General features: G+C 67.9%; 18 protein-coding genes. 13 read left to right on the forward strand and 5 right to left on the reverse strand.

The features are described 5' to 3' along the window. Window positions 1-30 precede the first annotated feature (30 nt). The 3 genes from AC5Y49_RS06935 to AC5Y49_RS06945 all read left to right on the forward strand — a co-directional run bounded on the left by AC5Y49_RS06935 (window position 31) and on the right by AC5Y49_RS06945 (window position 4,354). The gene (locus AC5Y49_RS06935; RefSeq protein WP_499886296.1) at window positions 31-2,787 is read left to right on the forward strand and encodes a helix-turn-helix transcriptional regulator; all 2,757 of its coding nucleotides are present in this window, start codon (window positions 31-33) and stop codon (window positions 2,785-2,787) included. Window positions 2,788-2,888: 101 nt separating this feature from the next. Then, the gene (locus AC5Y49_RS06940; protein WP_499885223.1) at window positions 2,889-3,632 is read left to right on the forward strand and encodes an SDR family oxidoreductase; all 744 of its coding nucleotides are present in this window, start codon (window positions 2,889-2,891) and stop codon (window positions 3,630-3,632) included. Next, window positions 3,629-4,354 (forward strand): SDR family NAD(P)-dependent oxidoreductase, encoded by a 726-nt coding sequence (locus tag AC5Y49_RS06945; protein WP_499885226.1) that lies wholly within the window; start codon window positions 3,629-3,631, stop codon window positions 4,352-4,354. The genes AC5Y49_RS06940 and AC5Y49_RS06945 overlap by 4 nt, the downstream gene beginning before the upstream one ends. Here AC5Y49_RS06945 and AC5Y49_RS06950 read toward each other — a convergent pair. Together AC5Y49_RS06950 and AC5Y49_RS06955 are read right to left on the reverse strand one after the other, a co-directional pair. Then, window positions 4,289-6,133 carry a flavin-containing monooxygenase gene (locus AC5Y49_RS06950; protein ID WP_499885228.1) on the reverse strand — a complete coding sequence of 615 codons (1,845 nt, stop codon included), beginning with the start codon at window positions 6,131-6,133 and terminating at the stop codon, window positions 4,289-4,291. The genes AC5Y49_RS06945 and AC5Y49_RS06950 overlap by 66 nt on opposite strands. Before the next feature lie 52 nt (window positions 6,134-6,185). Further along, the gene (locus AC5Y49_RS06955) at window positions 6,186-7,037 is read right to left on the reverse strand and encodes a metal-dependent hydrolase (protein WP_499885230.1); all 852 of its coding nucleotides are present in this window, start codon (window positions 7,035-7,037) and stop codon (window positions 6,186-6,188) included. Between the two features lie 73 nt (window positions 7,038-7,110). Here AC5Y49_RS06955 and AC5Y49_RS06960 point away from each other — a divergent pair, with 73 nt between their 5' ends. The 3 genes from AC5Y49_RS06960 to mnmA are packed head-to-tail and all read left to right on the forward strand — an operon-like array spanning window position 7,111 to window position 10,013. Then, a complete protein-coding gene (locus tag AC5Y49_RS06960; protein WP_499885233.1) occupies window positions 7,111-7,749 on the forward strand; it encodes a TetR/AcrR family transcriptional regulator in 639 nt (212 codons plus the stop codon). A gap of 21 nt (window positions 7,750-7,770) precedes the next feature. Beyond that, window positions 7,771-8,949 (forward strand): cysteine desulfurase family protein, encoded by a 1,179-nt coding sequence (locus tag AC5Y49_RS06965; protein WP_499885236.1) that lies wholly within the window; start codon window positions 7,771-7,773, stop codon window positions 8,947-8,949. Beyond that, window positions 8,946-10,013: a tRNA 2-thiouridine(34) synthase MnmA gene (gene mnmA, locus AC5Y49_RS06970; protein WP_499885240.1), complete on the forward strand. Its 1,068-nt coding sequence runs from the start codon at window positions 8,946-8,948 to the stop codon at window positions 10,011-10,013. Before AC5Y49_RS06965 ends, mnmA begins: the two co-directional genes overlap by 4 nt. 92 nt (window positions 10,014-10,105) lie before the next feature. Here mnmA and AC5Y49_RS06975 read toward each other — a convergent pair whose 3' ends face one another. After that, window positions 10,106-10,723: a sensor domain-containing protein gene (locus tag AC5Y49_RS06975; RefSeq protein ID WP_499885243.1), complete on the reverse strand. Its 618-nt coding sequence runs from the start codon at window positions 10,721-10,723 to the stop codon at window positions 10,106-10,108. Between the two features lie 40 nt (window positions 10,724-10,763). On the opposite strand from AC5Y49_RS06975, the gene AC5Y49_RS06980 reads away from it, so the two are divergent. Genes AC5Y49_RS06980 through AC5Y49_RS06990 form a run of 3 tightly spaced genes read left to right on the forward strand, consistent with a single transcriptional unit; the run spans window position 10,764 to window position 14,812 of the window. Beyond that, window positions 10,764-11,777, forward strand: a complete 1,014-nt coding sequence (locus tag AC5Y49_RS06980; RefSeq protein ID WP_499885247.1) for a uroporphyrinogen decarboxylase/cobalamine-independent methonine synthase family protein — start codon at window positions 10,764-10,766, stop codon at window positions 11,775-11,777. A gap of 39 nt (window positions 11,778-11,816) precedes the next feature. Continuing rightward, window positions 11,817-13,883 carry an NAD-dependent DNA ligase LigA gene (gene ligA / locus AC5Y49_RS06985; RefSeq protein ID WP_499885250.1) on the forward strand — a complete coding sequence of 689 codons (2,067 nt, stop codon included), beginning with the start codon at window positions 11,817-11,819 and terminating at the stop codon, window positions 13,881-13,883. Window positions 13,884-13,921: 38 nt separating this feature from the next. Further along, a complete protein-coding gene (locus AC5Y49_RS06990) occupies window positions 13,922-14,812 on the forward strand; it encodes a metal-dependent hydrolase (RefSeq protein ID WP_499885252.1) in 891 nt (296 codons plus the stop codon). Window positions 14,813-14,821: 9 nt separating this feature from the next. Here AC5Y49_RS06990 and AC5Y49_RS06995 read toward each other — a convergent pair whose 3' ends face one another. Continuing rightward, window positions 14,822-15,481: an ACT domain-containing protein gene (locus AC5Y49_RS06995; protein ID WP_499885253.1), complete on the reverse strand. Its 660-nt coding sequence runs from the start codon at window positions 15,479-15,481 to the stop codon at window positions 14,822-14,824. Between the two features lie 148 nt (window positions 15,482-15,629). On the opposite strand from AC5Y49_RS06995, the gene gatC reads away from it, so the two are divergent. The 4 genes from gatC to AC5Y49_RS07015 all read left to right on the forward strand — a co-directional run bounded on the left by gatC (window position 15,630) and on the right by AC5Y49_RS07015 (window position 19,760). Next, window positions 15,630-15,929 (forward strand): Asp-tRNA(Asn)/Glu-tRNA(Gln) amidotransferase subunit GatC, encoded by a 300-nt coding sequence (gene gatC, locus AC5Y49_RS07000; protein WP_499885255.1) that lies wholly within the window; start codon window positions 15,630-15,632, stop codon window positions 15,927-15,929. Next, window positions 15,926-17,407: an Asp-tRNA(Asn)/Glu-tRNA(Gln) amidotransferase subunit GatA gene (gatA, locus tag AC5Y49_RS07005; RefSeq protein ID WP_499885257.1), complete on the forward strand. Its 1,482-nt coding sequence runs from the start codon at window positions 15,926-15,928 to the stop codon at window positions 17,405-17,407. The genes gatC and gatA overlap by 4 nt, the downstream gene beginning before the upstream one ends. Before the next feature lie 36 nt (window positions 17,408-17,443). Then, window positions 17,444-18,475 carry an ATP-dependent 6-phosphofructokinase gene (locus tag AC5Y49_RS07010; protein ID WP_499885260.1) on the forward strand — a complete coding sequence of 344 codons (1,032 nt, stop codon included), beginning with the start codon at window positions 17,444-17,446 and terminating at the stop codon, window positions 18,473-18,475. 340 nt (window positions 18,476-18,815) lie between these two features. Then, a complete protein-coding gene (locus tag AC5Y49_RS07015; protein WP_499885263.1) occupies window positions 18,816-19,760 on the forward strand; it encodes a MinD/ParA family ATP-binding protein in 945 nt (314 codons plus the stop codon). 114 nt (window positions 19,761-19,874) lie between these two features. On the opposite strand, the gene AC5Y49_RS07020 is transcribed toward AC5Y49_RS07015, so the two are convergent. Continuing rightward, complete coding sequence (locus AC5Y49_RS07020; protein WP_499885265.1) at window positions 19,875-20,093, reverse strand: hypothetical protein; 219 nt, start codon at window positions 20,091-20,093, stop codon at window positions 19,875-19,877. Window positions 20,094-20,125 lie beyond the last annotated feature (32 nt).

Genomic DNA, 20,125 nt, shown 5'->3' on the forward strand with positions numbered 1-20,125 from the left:
ACCAGACGTAAAAGCCCCCGCACACCCGGTGTGTCGGGGGCTTTTACGTCTGCTCGGCACCAGCTCACCGGCCGCGGCGCCGAGTGCGCGCAACTGGACGAACTCCTTACGGCGGCCCGGGCCGGCCACAGCCAGATACTGGTCCTGCGCGGCGAAGCCGGCATCGGCAAGACGGCGCTGCTGGGATATCTCAGCGACGCTGCCGCCGATTTCGAGGTGATTCGCGCCGCCGGGGTGGAGTCCGATATGGAACTTGCCTACGCCGGGCTGCAGCAGCTGTGCGCCCCGCTGATGGACCGCCTCGGAATACTGCCCGAACCGCAGCGCGAGGCGCTGTGCATCGCGTTCGGGTTGAACACCGGGCCCGCCCCGGACCGGTTTCTGGTCGGGCTTGCGGTGATGGGATTGCTCGCCGCGGCCGCGGGAGAGCAGCCGGTGTGCTGCATTGTCGACGACGCCCACTGGCTGGACCGGGTTTCCGCCCAGACGCTGGGGTTCGTGGCGCGCCGGCTGCTGGCCGAGCCGATCGCGCTGGTGTGCGCGCTGCGCGAACCCGTCGACGGGCTGACCGGGCTGCCGAGGCTGATGCTGCGCGGCCTGGCCGACGCGGACGCCCACGCGCTGCTGGAATCGGCGCTGCCCGGCCCGATCGACCCTCAGGTCGCCGACCGGATCGTCGCCGAAACCCACGGCAATCCGCTGGCGCTGGTGGAGCTGCCCCGAGGGTTGTCCGCGGCCGAGTTGGCCGGCGGCTACTACCGCCCGGACGTGCAGCCCGTCGCCGGGCAGATCGAGCGGCACTTCCTGGCCCAGATCCGGTCGTTGCCCGACGACACCCAACGGGTGCTGCTGGTGGCCGCCGCGGAGCCGGTGGGTGATGCGACGCTGCTGCTGCGGGCGGCCGAGTCGCTGGGGATTGCGCCCGGTGCGTTGGCCCCCGCCGAGGAGACCGGACTGCTCGAAATCGGTGCGCGGGTGCGGTTTCGCCACCCGCTGGTGCGTTCGGCGACCTACCGCGCGGCATCGGGCGCCGATCGCCGCGACGCCCACCGCGCCCTGGCCGAGGCAACCGACCCGGCGCACGACCCCGACCGTCGCGCCTGGCATCGCGCCTACGCGGCGGCCGCTCCCGACGAGTCCGTCGCTGCCGAACTGGAACGATCCGCGGGCAGGGCTGCGCTGCGTGGTGGGACCGCCGCGGCGGCAGCGTTTTTGACCCGGGCTACCGAACTGACTCCCGACGCCACCGTGCGCGGAGCGCGTGCGCTCGACGCCGCCGAGACCAAGCGCGCGGCGGCTGAACTCGACGCCGCCGGTGAGTTGCTGGCCATCGCGGAGCTGGCGCCGTTGGACGAGCTGCAGCGGGCCAGGTTGGGGCGCATGCGTGCGCAGCTGGCATTCACCCGCAGCCGCGGCAGCGCTGATGCGCCCGCGCTGATCGGTTCGGTGCATCAATTCTTCGACGCCGCAAAGACTTTAGAGTCCCTCGACGCCGCTATGGCGCAGGAGGCCCTGTTGGAAGCGGTCAGCGCGGCCATGTATGCCGGCCGGCAGTTCGGCGCGGCGGCGCGTGCGGACACGGTGGCGGCCCTGCTCGCCCGGCCGGACACCGACGCCACCCGCCCGGCCGATCTGCTGCTGCGCGGCTTGACCACCCGGATCAGTAAAGGCTGCGCGGCCGGCGTGGCGCCGATGCGCGCGGCGGTTGCGGCGATGACCCCCGAAACCTGGTCGTGGCAAGCGTTTCCGATCGCCCACGAAGCTGTCGTGCACGATCTGTGGGACGACGAGTCCTGGTACCGGATCGCCACCGACGCGGTGCGGGTCGCCACCGACGGCGGCGCGCTGGCGATGCTGCCGGCGGCCTTGACGACTCGCGCCGGGGTGCACGTGCAGGCCGGTGAATTCGCGTCAGCGCGGGCGCTTATCGCCGACGCCCGAACCCTGTCCGCCGCTGCCGGCCATACGCCGGTGCGTTACCACGAGTTGGCGTTGGCGGCCTGGGTCGGTGACGAAGCGGAGGCAACCGAGCTGATCGAGGCCGCCACACGGGACGCGGGCACCCGCGGAGAGGGCCGGGTCAACGCCTTAATCGGATATGCCACCGCGGTGTTGCGTATCGGTCTGGGCCACTACCCGGTCGCCTGCGCCGCGTTGTGTCGGGCGTGTGAATACGAAGATCTGGGTCTGTACGGCTGGAATCTCTTCGAGCTGGTGGAGGCCGCCATACGCGCCGACGAACGCCCGATCGCTCTCGATGCGCTGGCCCAACTCGAGGAACGCACCCTGGCCGCCGGTACCGATTTGGCACTGGGGGCGCGGGCCCGGTCTCGGGCGCTGCTCAGCGACGGCCGCACGGCAGAGAACCTCTACGTGGAGGCGATCGAGCGGCTGGGCCGCACCCGCATCGTGGTGCAGCTGGCCCGCGCCCACCTGGTGTACGGGGAGTGGTTGCGTCGCGAGAAGCGCCGCACCGACGCGCGCGATCAACTGCGGACCGCCCACGAGATGTTCAGCCGGATGGGAGCCCACGCGTTCGCCGACCGCAGCCGACGGGAGCTACAGGCGACCGGGGACACCACCAGCAAGCAGCCAAATGCTTCCGGTGGCGTGTTGACTCCCCAGGAACAGCAGATCGCCGAACTGGCCGGCGCGGGTCTGACCAACCCCGAAATCGGAGCGCAGCTATTCATCAGCGCACACACCGTCGAATGGCACTTGCGCAAAGTGTTCGCCAAGCTGGGAATCCGGTCCCGCCGCGAACTGCGCGACGGCTCCTGGCGTTAGACCATCCGCCAGACCACGGACTTTCCAGGGTTCCCCCGCGGCCACCGGGGTGCCAGTGTTGTCCCATCACCGCCGGGATTCACGAACTGGGAAGGGAACCAATGAAGATCACCGTGATGGGCGCCAGCGGGCAGATCGGCTCCAAGGTCGTCGCGCTGCTGGGCGCCGCCGGCCACGAGACCGTGGCCGCTTCCCGCAATACCGGCGCCGACGTGCTCACCGGCAACGGCCTGGTGGAGGCGCTGTCGGGCGCTGACGTGCTCGTCGACGTGGTCAACTCGCCAAACTTTGACGACGACCCGGTGATGGAGTTCTTCACCAAGTCGGCGACCAACCAGGTGGCCGCGGCCAAGACCGCCGACGTCAGCCACTACGTCGTGCTGTCCATCGTGGGGTGCGACGGCCTGCCCGACAGCGGCTACATGCGCGCCAAGGTGGCCCAGGAACGCATCATCACCGAATCGGGGCTGCCCTACACGATCGTGCGCGCGACCCAGTTTCACGAGTTCGCCGACGCGATCACCGCGTCGCTGACCGTCGACGGGGAGGTGCGGGCCCCGGACGGGCAGATCCAGCCGATCGCCGGCGCCGACGTGGCCGCCGAAGTGGCCCGGGTCGCCCAGGCAGCGCCCGTCGACGGCATCGTCAACATCGGGGGGCCGGAGAAAATGAGCTTCGCCGAGCTGGCCAAGCTGGCGCTGGCCCACCGCGGCGAGGACTTGCCGATTGTCGTCGACCCGTCGGCGGTCTACTTCGGCACCCAGGTTGGTGACACCGGCCTGGTCACCGGAGAGGGCGCCGTGTTGGCCAGCACCCGGTTGGCCGACTGGCTGGCAGCGCAGTGAGCGAACTGCACGACCAGACCGCACTGGTGACCGGGGGCACGGCGGGCATCGGCCTCGAGTCCGCGCGGCTGCTTGCGGCCGAGGGCGCCGCGGTGATCATCACGGGTCGCTCCCGTGACCGCGGTGCCGCGGCCGTCGCCGAGCTGGGCGGCGGGGCGCGTTTCGTGGCCGCCGACCTGTCGGATTTGGAGTCGGTGAAAGCCCTTGTCCGGCAATGTGGTGACGTCGACATCGTGGTGAACAACGCGGCCAGCTTCCCCGGCGCGTTGACCGTGGAACAGGACGTCGCATCATTCGAGTCGACCTTCGACACCAACGTGCGCGGCGCCTACTTCCTGGTTGCGGCGTTGGTGCCGGGCATGTTGCGCCGCGGGCACGGCAGCATTGTCAACGTCACCACGATGGCCGCGTTCAAGGGCATCCCCGGCGCCTCGAGTTACAGCGCGTCCAAAGCCGCGCTGGAATCGCTAACCCGCACCTGGGCGGCCGAATTCGGGCCCCGCGGGGTACGGGTCAACAGCGTCGCGCCCGGGCCCACCGCCACCGACGGCGTCGCCGCCGAGTGGGGCGACACCAACGACGAGTTGGGCCGGGCGTTACCACTCGGCCGGACCGCCAAGCCAGCCGAAATCGCCCAGGCCGTGCTGTTTTTGGCATCACCCCGGTCGAGCTTCATCACCGGTTCGACACTGCACGCCGACGGCGGCGGAGCCGCCGCCTGATCCGGCAAGCCGGCTGTCGCCGAGTGCGCGCACGTCAAGTCCCTCGAGCGTGCCGGCGTCACGCCATGCGGCAAGGATGTCGGCGTATTCGGTTGGGCTGCCGAAAAAGAAGCTGTCCTGGTTGAGTCTCTTGGTCGCTTGGCCTTCGCGGTTGTAATAGCCCGGCGTGCACGCCTCACGCCGTCCGGCGATGACGCTGGAGCGTTGCATGACGGCGTCGACCCAGGCTGCTTCGGCGCCGGCAGTGGCTTCCAGCTCCGCCACGCCGCGCTGTAGCGCCCAGGCGATCACCCAGGCGATGTGTTGGGACTGGGTGTCGATGAGGTAGGGGAAGTTCACCGTGAAGCCGGACTGCGCGATGCTTTCGATGAAGCAGTTCGGAAAGCCGTTGATCTGCAAGCCGTGAAAAGTGCATATCCCGTCGGCCCATTTGTCGGTGAGGGTGCGGCCGTCGCGACCGACGACTTCGAAGCCGGTCCGTTGCCGGTAATCGGTGCCGACTTCGAACCCGGTGGCGAAAATCAGGCAGTCCAGGCCGTATTCGACACCGTCGACGACGACGCCGCTTTCGCTGATCTGCTCGACCCCGCGGCCGCGAGTATCGACCAGGGTCACGTTGGCGCGGTTGAATGCCTGCAGGTACTCGTCATGGAAACATGGCCGCTTGCAGTAATACCCGTACCACGGCTTGAGCGCCTCGGCGGTGGCGGGATCAGTGACCAGCGAATCCACCCGCGCCCGAATCTCTTCCATCTTCGCGAAATCGGCCAGCTCCGCTGCGTTCGGTCCATCGGCGTTCACGATCGGCATCTTCTTGGTGAGGCTGGTCCAGGCGTCGTCAACCAGATCCTCGTCGGCTTGGCCGCCCGCCGTGAGGATTTGGAAGTTCTCCATGCGCCGGCGTTGCCAGCCCTGCGGCAACGTCGCTGCCCATTGGGGGTCGGTGGGCCGATTGGCCCGTACGTCGACAGTTGACGGGGTCCGCTGGAAGACGACGAGGCGCTGGGCCGCTTCGGCGAGGCGGGGAACACACTGAATGGCTGTCGCGCCGGTCCCGATGATGCCCACCCGCTTGTCGGACAGCTCGGTGAGCTCTGGGCCGGTGTAACCGTAATCCCAGCGGCTGGTGTGGAAAGCATGGCCGCTGAAATCCGTAATGCCCGGGATACCAGGGAGTTTCGGCTTCTGCAGGTACCCGTTGGCCATTGCCACGAACCTGGCGCGGATACGATCACCACGGTCGGTGCTGATGATCCATCGCGATTCGACCGGGTTCCAACGGATTTCACGTACCTCGGTGTGCAGACACGCGTTTCGGTACAGGTCGTAGTGCTCGGCGATGCGTCGGCAGTGGGCGAAGATCTCCGCGCCTTTGGCATACTTCTCGGTCGGGAGGTAGCCGAGCTCCTCCAGTAACGGTAGGTAGACGTAGGATTCGACGTCGCAGGCGATACCGGGATAGCGATTCCAATACCAGGTACCGCCGACGTCGGCGGCTTTGTCGATCAGCCGCACACCGTCGACGCCGAGTTGTTTCAAACGCGCTCCGATGAGTAGCCCACCAAAACCCGCGCCGACGACCGCTACGTCAACCGCGTCGGCCAGCGGGTCGCGGGTGAAGCCGGCATCGGCCCACGGATCGTCGCCGAAGCGGGCGAAGGCACCGCTGATTTCGACATATTGATCGATTCCGTCCGGCCGCAACCGTCGTTCGCGCTCGTGGGCGTACTTGACGCGCAGCGCAGCGGGGTCGAAAGCCGCGCCGTCGACGTTAGCCACGGCTGAATAGTGAACTAATTTTCACGACACGGCAATGCCTGCCGCGGCAAGCCTACTGCGCCTGAATGAGCTGGGTCCCGTCCGCGTCGAAGAGTTCCTTGGACCACTGGGCGAGGAGCTCAGTGCTGTCCCAGTCATCGGGGTGGAACCCGGGGCGGGTGTAGGCGGCGATGCGACGACGGGTCTCGGCGCTCAGTAGTGGCGATTTGCGGAAATCGTTGAGGCTGCGCAGCAGCCGCCGCGGGTTGTAGGACGCGCGATCGCGGGCCATCGACCGGACCGTCTGGATGACCATCTCGGCCAGGAAGATCGCGGTGCCTATCCGCATGGCCCGCACCCGGGTCCGCTCGGTTCCGCCGACCGCCTGGAAGACATCGAAGGCCACCGCTTTGTGCTCGCACTCTTCGAAGGCGTGCCACAGCAGTATTTGGCGCACATCCGATCGGCCCAGCAGGTCCAGCATCTGCTCGTCGGTGAGCAGGAGCTCCGCCAACGTCGCCGTGTAGTGCTCCAGGGCGGCGGTGCCGGCCAGGGCCATCTCTGTGGAGAACACCTTTTCCAGCTTGGCCAGCAACCACGTGACGTGGCGGTCCAGCCGCGCGGTGGGATAACCCATTTCCTGGAGTCGCTCGTTGAGCATCCGGTGTTGGTGGCGGTGGGTGGCCTCTTGGGCGATGAACCCTTTGACCGCCTGTTGCAATTCCGGGTCGGTGACCTGGTCGCGGTAGTTGCGCACCGACCGGATGAAAAAGTCCTCGCCCTCGGGAAACACCGCAGACAGCACTGCGACGAAGTGGCTCATCACCAGGTCGTCGCCGGCGAAGTGTTTCCGGGTGCCCGTGGGAAGCGTGAACTGGACCCGGCGGGCTTTCAGTGCCGGGCGCTTGGCGGGTGGTTGGGACATCTCCGGTCTCCTGTCGTTACGAAGCTCACATCTGACTTTACGCCTAGTCAGATAAGAATGACAGACTTGGTCCGTGAGCCCGGCGCGGATTTATGGCGGCTTGACCGCCGAGCAGCGTGAAGCCGGGCGCCGGGCGCGCCTGATCGACGCGGCAATCGAGCTGATGGGCACCCGAGGCGCCGCCGACACCACCGTGACCGCGGTTTGCGCCACGTCCGGGGTCACCTCGCGCTACTTCTACCAGCACTTCGCTGACCGTGACGCACTGCTGCGGGCCGTGGCCGACCAACTCCGCACCACCATGCAAGAGGCCATCGTGGCGGCCATCCCCGAGGGCAGCGCCGCGCCCGATGCGTTGGCGCAAGCCCCGATTCGCGCGCTGCTGACCATGATGCGCAATGATCCGCGGCTGGGCCGGATTCTGTTCGTGGAATCCGGCACCGAGCCCACCCTGCGCCAACTCCGCAGCGAGCTGATGGCCAGCTTTGCCGATTTGGTCTGGCAACAGGCCCGGCTGCACCTGAACATCTCCGATTCCGCGCTCAAGGTCGGCGAATTGGCCGCGATCGTGGGTGTCGGCGGGGTCTTCGAAGTGTTGCGCCGCTGGGCCGACGGCGAACTCGACTACACCCCGGATCAACTCGTCGAGCACTGCGCCGGGTTGCTGGGCAGCCTCGCCGGCTACGTCCTGGCAGACAGCGCCGCCGAATAGCGTCGGTATTCTGGGCGGGTCATGGTCTACCTGGATCACGCCGCCACCACCCCGATGCATCCCGCTGCCATCGAGGCGATGACGGCTGTGCTGGGTACCGTCGGCAACGCCTCCTCGTTGCACACCACGGGCCGGGCGGCGCGACGGCGGATGGAGGAGTCGCGCGAGCTGATCGCGGCCAAGCTGGGTGCGCGCCCGTCCGAAGTGATCTTCACCGCAGGCGGCACCGAGAGCGACAACTTGGCCGTCAAGGGCATCTATTGGGCACGCCGCGACACCCAGCCGCGCCATCGCCGTATCGTCACCACCGCCGTCGAGCACCACGCCGTGCTGGACGCGGTCGGCTGGCTGGCCGAGCATGAAGGCGCCGAGATCACCTGGTTACCCACCGCCGCCGACGGGTCGGTGTCGCCGGCAGCGCTACGCGACGCGTTGGAAGCCCACGACGACATTGCGCTGGTGTCGGTGATGTGGGCCAACAATGAAGTCGGCACCATCATGCCGATCGCCGAGCTCGCGGCGATCGCCGCTGAATTCGATGTCCCCATGCACAGCGACGCCGTGCAGGCGGTCGGTCAGCTGCCGGTCGACTTCGCGGCCAGCGGGTTGTCCGCGCTGAGTGTGGGGGCGCACAAGTTCGGTGGTCCACCCGGCGTCGGTGCATTACTACTACGCCGAGACGTCTCCTGTGTCTCGCTGTCGCACGGCGGCGGCCAGGAGCGGGACATCCGCTCCGGCACACCAGATGTCGCCGGCGCCGTCGCAATGGCCGCCGCCGTGCAGGTCGCGGTCGACGGGCTGCAGGCAAATAGTGCGCGGCTGCGCACGCTGCGTGACCGGCTGATCGACGGTGTGCTGACCGAAGTCGACGAAGTCCGCCTCAACGGCGCCCGCGAGCCGCGGCTTCCGGGCAACGCCCACTTCACCTTCGATGGCTGCGAAGGTGATGCGTTGCTGATGTTGTTGGACGCCAACGGGATCGAGTGCTCGACCGGCTCTGCCTGCACAGCCGGGGTGCCGCAGCCGTCGCATGTGCTGCTGGCAATGGGCGCCGACCCGGCCAGTGCCCGCGGGTCTTTGCGACTGTCGTTGGGGCACACCAGCACTGACGCCGACGTCGATGCCGCACTGCGGGTGCTGCCGGGTGCGGTATCGCGCGCGCGGCAGGCTGCGCTGGCCGCAGCGGGGGCACCGCGATGAAGGTCCTGGCCGCGATGAGCGGCGGCGTGGACTCCTCGGTGGCCGCCGCGCGCATGGTCGATGCCGGCCACGATGTGGTCGGTGTGCATCTGGCGCTGTCGCAAGCGCCCGGGACGCTGCGTACCGGCTCGCGGGGCTGCTGCTCCAAGGAGGATGCCGGCGACGCCCGCCGTGTCGCCGACGTACTGGGAATCCCGTTCTACATTTGGGATTTCGCGGACAAGTTCAAAGAAGATGTGATCGACGACTTCGTGTCGTCCTACGCGCGGGGAGAAACGCCGAACCCGTGTGTGCGATGCAACGAGCGGATCAAGTTCTCGGCGCTGGCCGCTCGTGCGCTCGCGCTGGGCTTCGACACAGTGGCCACCGGGCACTACGCCCGGCTGGCCGACGGGCGACTGCGCCGCGCGGTCGACCGCGACAAGGACCAGTCCTACGTGCTGGCGGTGCTCACCGCCGAGCAGCTGCGCCACGCCGCATTCCCGATCGGCGATACCGCCAAGCCGCAGATCCGCGCGGAGGCCAACCGTCGCGGCCTTGCGGTGGCCGAGAAACCGGACAGCCACGACATCTGCTTCATCCCGTCCGGCGACACCCAGGCCTTCCTGGGTGCCCGCATCGGGGTGCGACGAGGCGCCGTGGTCGACGGCCAGGGCACCGTGCTGGCCGAGCATGACGGGGTGCACGGCTTCACCATCGGGCAGCGCAAGGGCCTGGGCATCGCAGGCCCCGGCGCCGATGGGCGTCCGCGCTACGTCACCGCCATCGACGCTGACAGCGGCACAGTTCGGGTCGGTGCGGCCGCCGATCTCGACGTGTGGAAGCTGACTGGGCACCAGCCGGTGTTCACCGCCGGCACGGCGCCGTCCGGGCCCATCGAATGTGCGGTCCAGGTACGCGCGCACGGCGAAACCGTGAATGCCGTCGCGGCATTGGCCGGCGAGCGCCTCCACGTAGATTTGCGGGCTCCGCTGCGCGGGGTGGCGCCCGGTCAGACATTGGTGCTCTACCGTCCCGATCCCGACGGCGATGAGGTGATCGGCAGCGCCACGATCTGTAGCTGATCGCCGAGCGTGAAGCCACTGCGAAATTCCGACCAGATTTTCGCAACCATTTCACGCTCGGCGCGGTGGCCGTCGGCGTGGTGCCGGCCGCGTTAGGGAATGTTGGCGGCGATGTTGGTCATCACCATGTCGGACACCGACGCCGGGAAACCGCAGAAGGTGACCTCCATCAACACCACCGACTTGACCCGATAGTCGCGGCCGCAGTCGCCCGGACGGGTCTGCAGCGACTGGGTGTCGGCGCGCCAGCGGCCGACGAATGCCTTCCCGACCGAACTGGACCCGCAGTGATCGACGGTTTCGACCAGGGCGTCGAAGGCGTGCTGAGCGGTGTCGGCATCACGGTAGGCCGCGGCGCCTTCGGAGATCAGCCCGCCCCGGGGCGGGTACTGAAAGGTGGTCTTGTGGAACTCCTCGACGTCGGGCCCGAAGGTAACGGTCTCGGCGTAGACGAACCGGCACTCCGGCGGTGCTGTGCCGGCGAGCGAGTCGATGTCGATCGGCGACTTGCCATCCATCGACGGGATGATCGTCAGGCGCTCGTCGGCGCCGGTGATCGCGCGCATCCGGAACTGATCGAGTAGGACCTGGTCGACGTCGACACCTAAAACGGGTCCCGCGCCGAACGCCGGTAGCGCCGTGCCGCCCACCACTCGGGTACATGCTGCGGCCAGCAACGCCGCACCACACATCAGCAGTGGGCGCCACATTGTCTCAAGGGTAGTCGCGAGGTGCCAGTACGGTTGGCCGGTGAGCGTTTTCGCAACCGGCAGCGGAACCGGGTCATGGCCGGGGACTTCTGCGCGGCAGGCCGCCGAGGTCGTGGTCGGCGAGTTGGCCGGCGCGCTGGCCCATCTCGTCGAATTACCCGCCAGGGGAGTGGGCGCCGACACTATCGGGCGAGCCGGCGGGCTGTTGATCGACGTGGCCATCGACACGGTGCCGCGCGGCTACCGCATTGCAGCGCGACCCGGCGCGGTCACCCGCCGGGCGGCCAGCCTGCTCGACGAGGACATCGACGCGCTCGAAGAGGCCTGGGAAACCGCGGGCCTGCGGGGCAGTGGGCGTGCAGTCAAAGTGCAGGCGCCCGGGCCGGTCACGCTGGCCGCCGAATTGGAGCTGGCCAACGGACACCGGGCGATCACCGACGCCGGCGCCGTGCGCGATCTCGCCGCGTCGCTGGCCGAAGGTGTCGCCGCACACCGCGCCACGGTGTCGCGCCGGCTGGACACTCCGGTCGTGGTGCAGTTCGACGAGCCTTCGCTGCCGGCGGCGCTGGCCGGGCGGCTGACAGGTGTGACCGCGCTGAGCCCGGTGCACCCGATCGACGAGGCGCTGGCCACCACGCTGCTCGACAGCTGCGCCACCGCTGCCGGAGCCGACGTGATGGTGCACAGCTGCGCGGCCGAATTGCCGTGGAAGGTGTTGCTGCGTAGCAGTATTCACGCGGTATCGGTGGATGTCGCAACATTGCAGGCCGCCGATTTGGACGGGGTCGCCGAGTTCGTCGACTCGGGTCGTACGGTCATGCTGGGGGTGGTCGCCTCGGAGCCGCCGGCGCGGCGGCCCTCGGTAGAAGAGGTCGCGGCCGGCGCCGTCGCGGTGATCGACCGGCTGGGGTTCGCCCGGTCGGCCTTGCGCGAACGGATCGGCATCAGCCCGGCCTGCGGCCTGGCCGGCGCGACCCCCGAGTGGGCCCGCGCGGCCGTCGAGCTGGCCCGCAACGCCGCCGAGGCGTTCGCGGATGACCCCGAGGCGATCTGAGGTGATAGCCATGTCAGCGCCCTCCGATAGCCTGCCAAGGTGAGCTCACCAGAAGCTGACCCGGTCCCGCCCGACATTCGGCGGCAGTGGCGGGAACTGGCCGACGAGGTGCGTGAACACCAGTTCCGCTACTACGTCCGCGACGCGCCGATCATCACCGACGCCGAGTTCGACACGCTGCTGCGGGAACTGGCCGCGCTCGAGGAGCGCTACCCCGAGTTGCGGACCCCGGATTCACCCACCCAACTCGTCGGCGGCGCCGGCTTTGCCACCGACTTCACCGAAGCCGAGCATCTGGAACGGATGCTGTCGCTGGACAACGTGTTCAGCACCGAGGAGTTCGACGCCTGGGCGGCCCGGGTGCGCGCCGAGATCGGCAACGACGCGCATTACCTGTGCGAGCTCAAAATCGACGGGGTCGCCCTGTCATTGGTGTACCGAAACGGGCGCCTGGCCCGCGCGGCGACCCGCGGCGACGGGCGCACCGGCGAAGACGTCACACTCAACGCCCGCACCATCGACGACGTCACCGGACTGCTGACCGCCAGCGACGACTATCCGATACCCGATGTCCTCGAAGTGCGCGGCGAGGTGTTCTTCCGGCTCGCCGACTTCGAAGCGCTCAACGCCGCATTGGTCGAAGACGGCAAGACGCCGTTCGCCAACCCGCGCAACAGCGCGGCAGGCTCACTGCGCCAGAAGGATCCGGCGGTGACCGCCCGCCGCAAGCTGCGGATGATCTGCCACGGCCTGGGCCGCACCGAAGGATTTCGACCGGCCACGCTGCACGACGCCTACCTCGCGCTGCGGGCCTGGGGGTTGCCGGTCTCCGAGCACACCGCCCGTGTCGACGGGCTGGCCGGCGCACACGAGCGCATCACCTACTGGGGTGAGCACCGCCACGACGTCGAGCACGAAATCGACGGTGTCGTCGTCAAAGTCGACGAGGTATCGCTACAGCGTCGGCTGGGCTCGACGTCACGCGCGCCACGCTGGGCGATCGCCTACAAGTACCCGCCCGAGGAGGCGCAGACCAAGCTGCTGGACATCCGGGTCAACGTCGGCCGCACCGGGCGGGTCACTCCCTTCGCCTACATGACACCGGTGAAGGTGGCCGGGTCGACGGTCGGGCTGGCCACCCTGCACAACGCGTCGGAGGTCGGGCGCAAGGGCGTGCTGATCGGTGACACCGTGGTGATCCGCAAGGCCGGTGACGTGATCCCCGAAGTGCTCGGTCCCGTCGTCGACCTGCGAGATGGCTCAGAACGCGAATTCGTCATGCCCACAACATGTCCCGAATGCGGGACGACGTTGGCTCCGGCCAAAGAGGGCGACGCCGACATCCGCTGCCCCAACTCGCGGTCCTGTCCGGCGCAGCTGCGGGAGCGGGTTTTTCACGTCGCGGGCCGCGGCGCGCTCGACATCGAGGGACTGGGCTACGAGGCGGCCATCGCGCTGTTGAAGGCCCACGTCATCGCCGACGAGGGCGATCTGTTCACCCTCACCGAAGGCGACTTGCTGCGCACCGAATTGTTCACTACCAAAAGCGGTGCGCTGTCGGCCAACGGCAACCGGCTGCTGGCCAACCTGGACAAGGCAAAAAAGCAGCCGCTGTGGCGGGTGCTGGTCGCGTTGTCGATCAGGCATGTCGGCCCGACCGCCGCACGTGCGCTGGCCACCGAGTTCGGCAGCCTAGACGCGATCACGTCCGCGTCGACCGAGCAGTTGGCCGCCGTGGAGGGGGTTGGCCCGACGATTGCCGCCGCCGTCACCGAGTGGTTCACCGTCGACTGGCATTGCGCGATCGTGGACAAGTGGCGCGCTGCCGGGGTTCGAATGGCCGACGAGCGCGACGCCAGCGTGCCGCGCACGCTGGAGGGGCTGTCCATCGTGGTCACCGGCTCGTTGACCGGCTTTTCGCGCGACGACGCCAAGGAGGCCATCGTGGCGCGCGGCGGCAAGGCCGCCGGCTCGGTGTCGAAAAAGACCGCCTACGTGGTTGCCGGCGATTCACCCGGATCCAAATACGACAAGGCCGTCGAGCTGAATGTGCCGATTCTCGATGAGGACGGATTTCGAAAGTTGTTGGCCGACGGGCCGGACTAGCCTGAACAGGTCGGGGCCGTTTGGGATAGGGATTGCCGATGACTGACGTTGACGTGCATCACGACGGATATCCGGCCTATCGCCGGAAAGTTCGCTTCGACTGGTCGGATACCCCGCTGCACTGGGTACCCGACGACCCATTCGCCACGCACATGATGAACGTGCTGCATTTGTTGCTGCCGGCCGGCGAGCGGTGGTTCATCCAAGTCGTCAACGAGGCCGAACCGATGGTGGACGATCCGGAATTGCGGGCGGCGATCAAGCCATTCATCCAACAGGAATCGTGGCATGCCTTCGCGCACCAGTTGGTGCTGGACCACTTGGCGGAGCAGGGCATCGACACCACTGCGTACACCGCAAACCTCCAAAAATGGTTGTCCAGACTTGGTGATCAGCGTCCGAATTGGCCGAAGCCACTGCAGCGGTGGTGGCTTTACCGGCGCCTTGCGGTCGTCGCGGCGCTCGAGCACTTCACCGCCGTGTTGGGGCAGTGGGTGATCCAGAACCGTGGCCTCGACTACGCCGGAGCCAACCCGGTCATGCTCGACTTGCTGCGCTGGCACGGTGCCGAGGAGATCGAGCACCGGTCGCTGGTTTTCGACGTCTACCAGAACCTGTGCGGCAACTATCTGCTGCGGGCGTCGACGATGCTGTCCACCGCGCCGATTTTCCTGATCCGCTGGCTCGCGGGCGCGCGGTTCTTGATGGCGCGTGACCCAACCGTCGATGCCAAACCGCGGTGGCGGGACTGGCTGCGCGCCGCCCGGCAGTACCGACTGCCGGGACCGTGGCAGCTGATCGTGAGCGCGCAGTTCCGCTATCTACGGCCCAGTCATCATCCCAGCACCGAGGCCTCCACCCAGATGGCGATGGATTATCTGCAGCATTCGCCCGCAGCACAAGCTGCCCGCGAACGGGCGAAAGGCTAAAGGCCGCAGTCAGCGCAGCAGCGTCGCCACGATGCCGGCCAGATAGCCCAGCCGCGCCACCTCGGACGGCCGGAACGCCGGGCCGCCGGGACGACCGAGCATCACCGCGGTGTGCGGTTCGCCCAGCGGCGCCGCGACCAAAGTGGTGTCCATGTCGCGCCACAGCTGCGGCACCCAGCCCGCCGTGCCGTCCAGGGCGGTGGCACGTTCGAGCGGTAGCCATGGCGCTTCGTCGGGCTGAGTTTCCGGCGCGCCGCGACTGCCGACGACGAACTGAAGCTGTTCGGCCGAATGGCGCAGCACCGCACACCAGCCCACCCGCAGCACACGCGGCGCCTCGTCGGCCAGCACTTGCAGCTTGGCTGCCGTGTCGCCGGCAGCAGCGATGTGGTCGATGAGTTCCAGCTCGCGGTGTGCCTCCAGCAGCCCGGTGTGCGGGCGAACGCTGTCGACCCACACTCCGTTGAGCGCTTCGGCGGCCGTGATCAATCTGTCCGGCATCGACCAGGCCGGCAGATCGACCACCAAGTCGTCGATCGCATAGCCGGAGCCACGCTCGACCACGTCCAGCGACAGAATGTCGGCGCCCGCCGAACCCAGCGCGACCGCCAGCGAGCCGAGGCTGCCCGGTCGATCGGCCAGCCGGACCCGCAGCAGATAGGAAGACACGCGCACACTGTCGCACAGTGCTGATCGGGCGGCGACCCGCAGCGCCCGGCTCTGCCGCGCTTGCGATCGCCGCCGGCTGATCGGGCGGCGACCCGCAGCGCCCGGCTCCGCCGCGCTTGCGATCGCCGCCCCATTAAGCTTTGGCCTCGTGTCTCAGATCTCCCGTGACGAGGTGGCCCATCTGGCTCGGCTGGCCCGGCTGGCGTTGACCGATGCTGAGCTGGACAGCTTCGCCGGTCAACTCGACGCCATCCTGACCCACGTCAGCGCCATCCAGGCCGTCGACGTCACCGACGTGCAGGCTACCTACAACCCGTCCGAGACAGTCGGCGATACCCGGCCCGACGAGCCCGCCGCGTGCCTGACTCAACAGCAAGCACTCGACCAGGCGCCCGAAGCCGTCGACGGCCGCTTCGCCGTCCCGCAGATCCTCGGAGAAAGCCAGTGAGCGACATCCTCCGGTTGGACGCGGCGACGTTGGCGGCCAAAATTGCGGGCAACGAATTGTCGTCGGTGGAAATCACCCAGGCCTGCCTGGACCAGATCGAGGCCACCGATGACCGCTATCACGCCTTCCTGCACGTCGCAGCCGACACCGCGCTGCAGGCCGCCGACGCGGTCGACAAGGCGGTCGCGGCCGGCGACGAGTTGCCGTCCCCGTTGGCCGGGGTGCCGCTGGCGCTCAAGGACGTGTTCACCACCGTCGACATGCCGACCACCTGCGGGTCGAAGATTCTGGAGGGCTGGCGCTCGCCGTACGACGCCACCGTCACCGCAAGGTTGCGCGCGGCGGGCATTCCCATCCTCGGCAAGACCAACATGGACGAGTTCGCGATGGGCTCGTCGACCGAAAACTCGGCCTACGGCCCGACCCGCAACCCGTGGGACGTCGAGCGGGTGCCCGGTGGTTCGGGCGGTGGCAGCGCCGCGGCGCTGGCCGCGTTTCAGGCGCCGCTGGCCATCGGCACCGACACCGGCGGCTCGATCCGCCAGCCCGCCGCGCTGACCGCAACCGTCGGCGTCAAACCCACCTACGGCACCGTGTCGCGATATGGGCTGGTGGCCTGCGCGTCGTCGCTGGATCAGGGCGGTCCGTGCGCACGGACCGTATTGGATACCGCGCTGCTGCATCAGGTGATCGCCGGCCACGACGCCAAAGACTCGACGTCCATCCCTTTGCCGGTGCCCGATGTCGTGGCCGCCGCGAAGGCCGGCGCATCCGGTGACCTCAACGGGGTGCGGGTCGGCGTCGTGCGGCAGCTGCGGGGCGAGGGTTATCAGCCCGGTGTGCTGGAGTCGTTCCACGACGCCGTCGAGCAACTGACCGCGCTCGGCGCCGAGGTGACCGACGTCGACTGTCCGAACTTCGATCACGCACTGGCGGCCTACTATCTGATCCTGCCCTCGGAGGTGTCCAGCAACCTCGCTCGCTTCGACGCCATGCGCTACGGCTTGCGGGTGGGCGACGACGGCACGCACAGCGCCGAAGAGGTAATGGCGCTGACCCGCGCCGCCGGGTTCGGGCCGGAGGTCAAGCGGCGCATCATGATCGGCACCTACGCGCTGTCGGCGGGCTACTACGACGCCTATTACAACCAGGCGCAGAAGGTGCGCACGCTGATCCGCCGCGACTTGTATGAGGCGTACCAATCGGTCGAGGTGCTGGTGTCGCCGACGACGCCGACCACCGCGTTCCGGTTGGGAGAAAAGGTCGACGATCCGCTGGCCATGTATCTGTTCGACCTGTGCACGCTGCCGTTGAATCTGTCCGGCCACTGCGGGATGTCGGTGCCGTCCGGGTTCGCGCCGGACGACAACCTGCCGGTCGGATTGCAGATCTTGGCACCGGCGCTGGCCGACGACCGGCTCTACCGGGTGGCCGCGGCCTACGAGGCCGCCCGCGGCCCGCTGCCATCGGCCATCTAGTCGCGGGCAGGGCCGACCACCCGGCAAGATGGGGCTATGCGGATCGGGGTTCTTACCGGAGGCGGCGACTGTCCAGGGCTCAATGCGGTTATCCGGGCGGTGGTACGCACCTGCGACGCCCGCTACGGCTCATCGGTGGTCGGATTCCAGGACGGCTGGCGGGGGCTGCTGGAGAACCGTCGTCTTCAACTGCGCAACGACGACCGCAATGACCGGCTACTGGCCAAAGGCGGCACGATGCTCGGCACCGCCCGGGTGCATCCCGACAAACTGCGGGCCGGTCTGAACCAGATCAAGCAGACGCTGGATGACAACGGCATCGACGTGCTGATCCCGATCGGCGGTGAGGGCACGCTGACCGCCGCGCATTGGCTGTCCGAGGAGAACGTGCCCGTCGTCGGCGTGCCGAAGACGATCGACAACGACATCGACTGCACTGACGTGACTTTCGGTCATGACACCGCGCTGACTGTGGCCACCGACGCCATCGACCGCTTGCACAGCACCGCCGAGTCGCATCAGCGGGTGATGCTGGTGGAGGTGATGGGCCGGCATGCCGGCTGGATCGCGCTGAACGCCGGGCTGGCTTCCGGCGCCCACATGACCCTCATTCCCGAACAACCCTTCGATATCGAAGAGGTGTGCCGGCTGGTCAAGCAGCGTTTTCAGCGCGGCGACTCGCACTTCATCTGTGTGGTCGCCGAGGGCGCCAAACCGGCCGTGGGTTCGATGACGCTGGCCGAAGGAGGCCTCGACGAGTTCGGTCATGAGCGGTTCACCGGGGTGGCCGCACAGCTGGCGGCCGAGGTCGAAAAGCGCATCAACAAGGATGTACGGGTGACCGTGCTGGGCCATGTGCAGCGTGGCGGCACCCCGACCGCCTACGACCGGGTACTGGCTACCCGGTTCGGGGTGAACGCAGCGGATGCCGCCCACGCGGGCGAATACGGCCAGATGGTGTCGTTGCGGGGTCAGGACATCGGCCGAGTGGCGCTGGCCGATGCGGTGCGACAACTCAAGCTGGTACCGCAGAGCCGCTACGACGACGCCGCGGCCTTCTTCGGCTAGCAGCCGGTGTCGCCTGCTGTTTACCCGCGGGCCATGAATTCTTCACGAAAATCCGGATATTCCTTGGGTTTTCGCCCCCTCCACCGGTGCTACGGTCGGAATTATGATTATCCGCGGTAGTGGTCGCGGCGTACTTCAACAGCCGGCCCCGCTGGCGCAATCGCAAGGTCCGCCGCCGCGGCGCCGGCCATCGCCTGGTCGACCGATTCGGGCACGGTCCGCGCCGGGTGCCGTGCCGCAGTCCCGAGACGATCCCCCCGCCTACCGCCCGCCGTCGCCGGCGGACATTCGCGCCACCGTGCCGGTAAGACAGGCGCAGGCGCCTGCGGTTGATCGGCAGGTGCCTGCCGCTGTTGCCCCCGACAGCCAGCAGGAGCGCGACACCCAGCCCGCCGCCAAACGCGACTGGCGGAGCCTGCTGGTCCGGCTGACGCCGGTCGACCGCGGCCCCGGAAAAGCGCGGGCCGATGAACTCACGCTGCGCAACCGGATCCGAGCATCCGTGGACAACGCATTCCCGATCGCGGTTCTCAACCTCAAAGGAGGTGTCGGCAAGACCGTCGTCGTCGAGGCGTTGGGCTCGACGTTCGCCGACGCGCGCGACGACCACGTTCTCGCCGCGGACCTCGACGCCGGCGGCCTCGCTGATCGCCATGGCCGCCGCAACTCGCTGAACATGGTCGACCTACTCGCCGATCGGTCGGCCACGCAGTATCCGGACCTGCGAGCTCACACCTACCAAAACAGTTCCGGCTTGGAGATTTTGGGGATCCCAGACTATGCCTACAGCGATTGGCGGATCGAGCATGACGACGTTGTCAAAACGTTTTCGAAACTGCGGCAACATTATTCGGTGATGCTGATCGACTGCGGCCGAGACCTGAAATCAGGTGTGACGAAGGCAGTTTTGCGCGAGTCACGAGCGCTGGTGGTGGTCACCAGCGCCTCCGTCGATGCGATCAAGAAGACGCGAACCACTATGCAGTGGCTGGCAAACAACGAGTATCGGAAACTGATTGATGCGACGGTACTGGTGGTCAACCACACCGAGCCAGGAAAGCCGGGCTCCGTCGCGAGCAAGGAGCTGCAGCAGCTGGCTCAGCGGTTCCCGTCGGAACGGGTGGTGGAGCTGCCATTCGACCGGCACGTGTATGAGGGCAGCGAGATCACGCTGCAGCGGTTGAGCAGGGAGAGCAGACGGCGTTACCTGCAGATGGCGGCCTCGCTGGCCGACCTGTTCCCCACCGAAAGCGGCGCGACGCCGGCAAGCGAAGACTTCCGCTGAACCCATAGCCGTTACGTAACAACTAGCTGTAACGTAACGGCTATGGTGGCACGGTCGTTGACCTGCAGTGTTTGTGGCACCGACTTCTGCGCTCGCTCCGACGCAATCTATTGCTCACCCGCTTGCCGGCAGAAGGCGCACCGGGCTCGCACGGCCCGGCGAATCGGCGCATTGGCCGGCCGTCACCAGCGAGCGTTCAGCAAGCCTGATGTCGATGGCGCAATCAAACGGGCCCAGCGGGAACACGAACGAGCGCTCAAGCTGCGGCGCGCCGCGCGCGCCTACCTGGAGCAGCACAGCGCCGCCGCGGAGCGACGACGCGCCGAATACCATTCGCCGGCAAACCAGGCGCGCGGCGGCCAAGG

This window comes from Mycobacterium sp. NGS62 (genome assembly GCF_059812285.1).

Excerpts from the sequence above, each read along its gene's own strand:
- AC5Y49_RS06955 (WP_499885230.1), bottom strand. The coding sequence starts at position 7,037 with ATGTCCCAACCACCCGCCAAGCGCCCGGCACTGAAAGCCCGCCGGGTC.
- AC5Y49_RS06990 (WP_499885252.1), top strand. The coding sequence starts at position 13,922 with ATGACTGACGTTGACGTGCATCACGACGGATATCCGGCCTATCGCCGG.
- AC5Y49_RS06940 (WP_499885223.1), top strand. The coding sequence starts at position 2,889 with ATGAAGATCACCGTGATGGGCGCCAGCGGGCAGATCGGCTCCAAGGTC.
- AC5Y49_RS06975 (WP_499885243.1), bottom strand. The coding sequence starts at position 10,723 with ATGTGGCGCCCACTGCTGATGTGTGGTGCGGCGTTGCTGGCCGCAGCA.
- mnmA (WP_499885240.1), top strand. The coding sequence starts at position 8,946 with ATGAAGGTCCTGGCCGCGATGAGCGGCGGCGTGGACTCCTCGGTGGCC.
- AC5Y49_RS07020 (WP_499885265.1), bottom strand. The coding sequence starts at position 20,093 with ATGGTATTCGGCGCGTCGTCGCTCCGCGGCGGCGCTGTGCTGCTCCAG.
- AC5Y49_RS06965 (WP_499885236.1), top strand. The coding sequence starts at position 7,771 with ATGGTCTACCTGGATCACGCCGCCACCACCCCGATGCATCCCGCTGCC.
- AC5Y49_RS07010 (WP_499885260.1), top strand. The coding sequence starts at position 17,444 with ATGCGGATCGGGGTTCTTACCGGAGGCGGCGACTGTCCAGGGCTCAAT.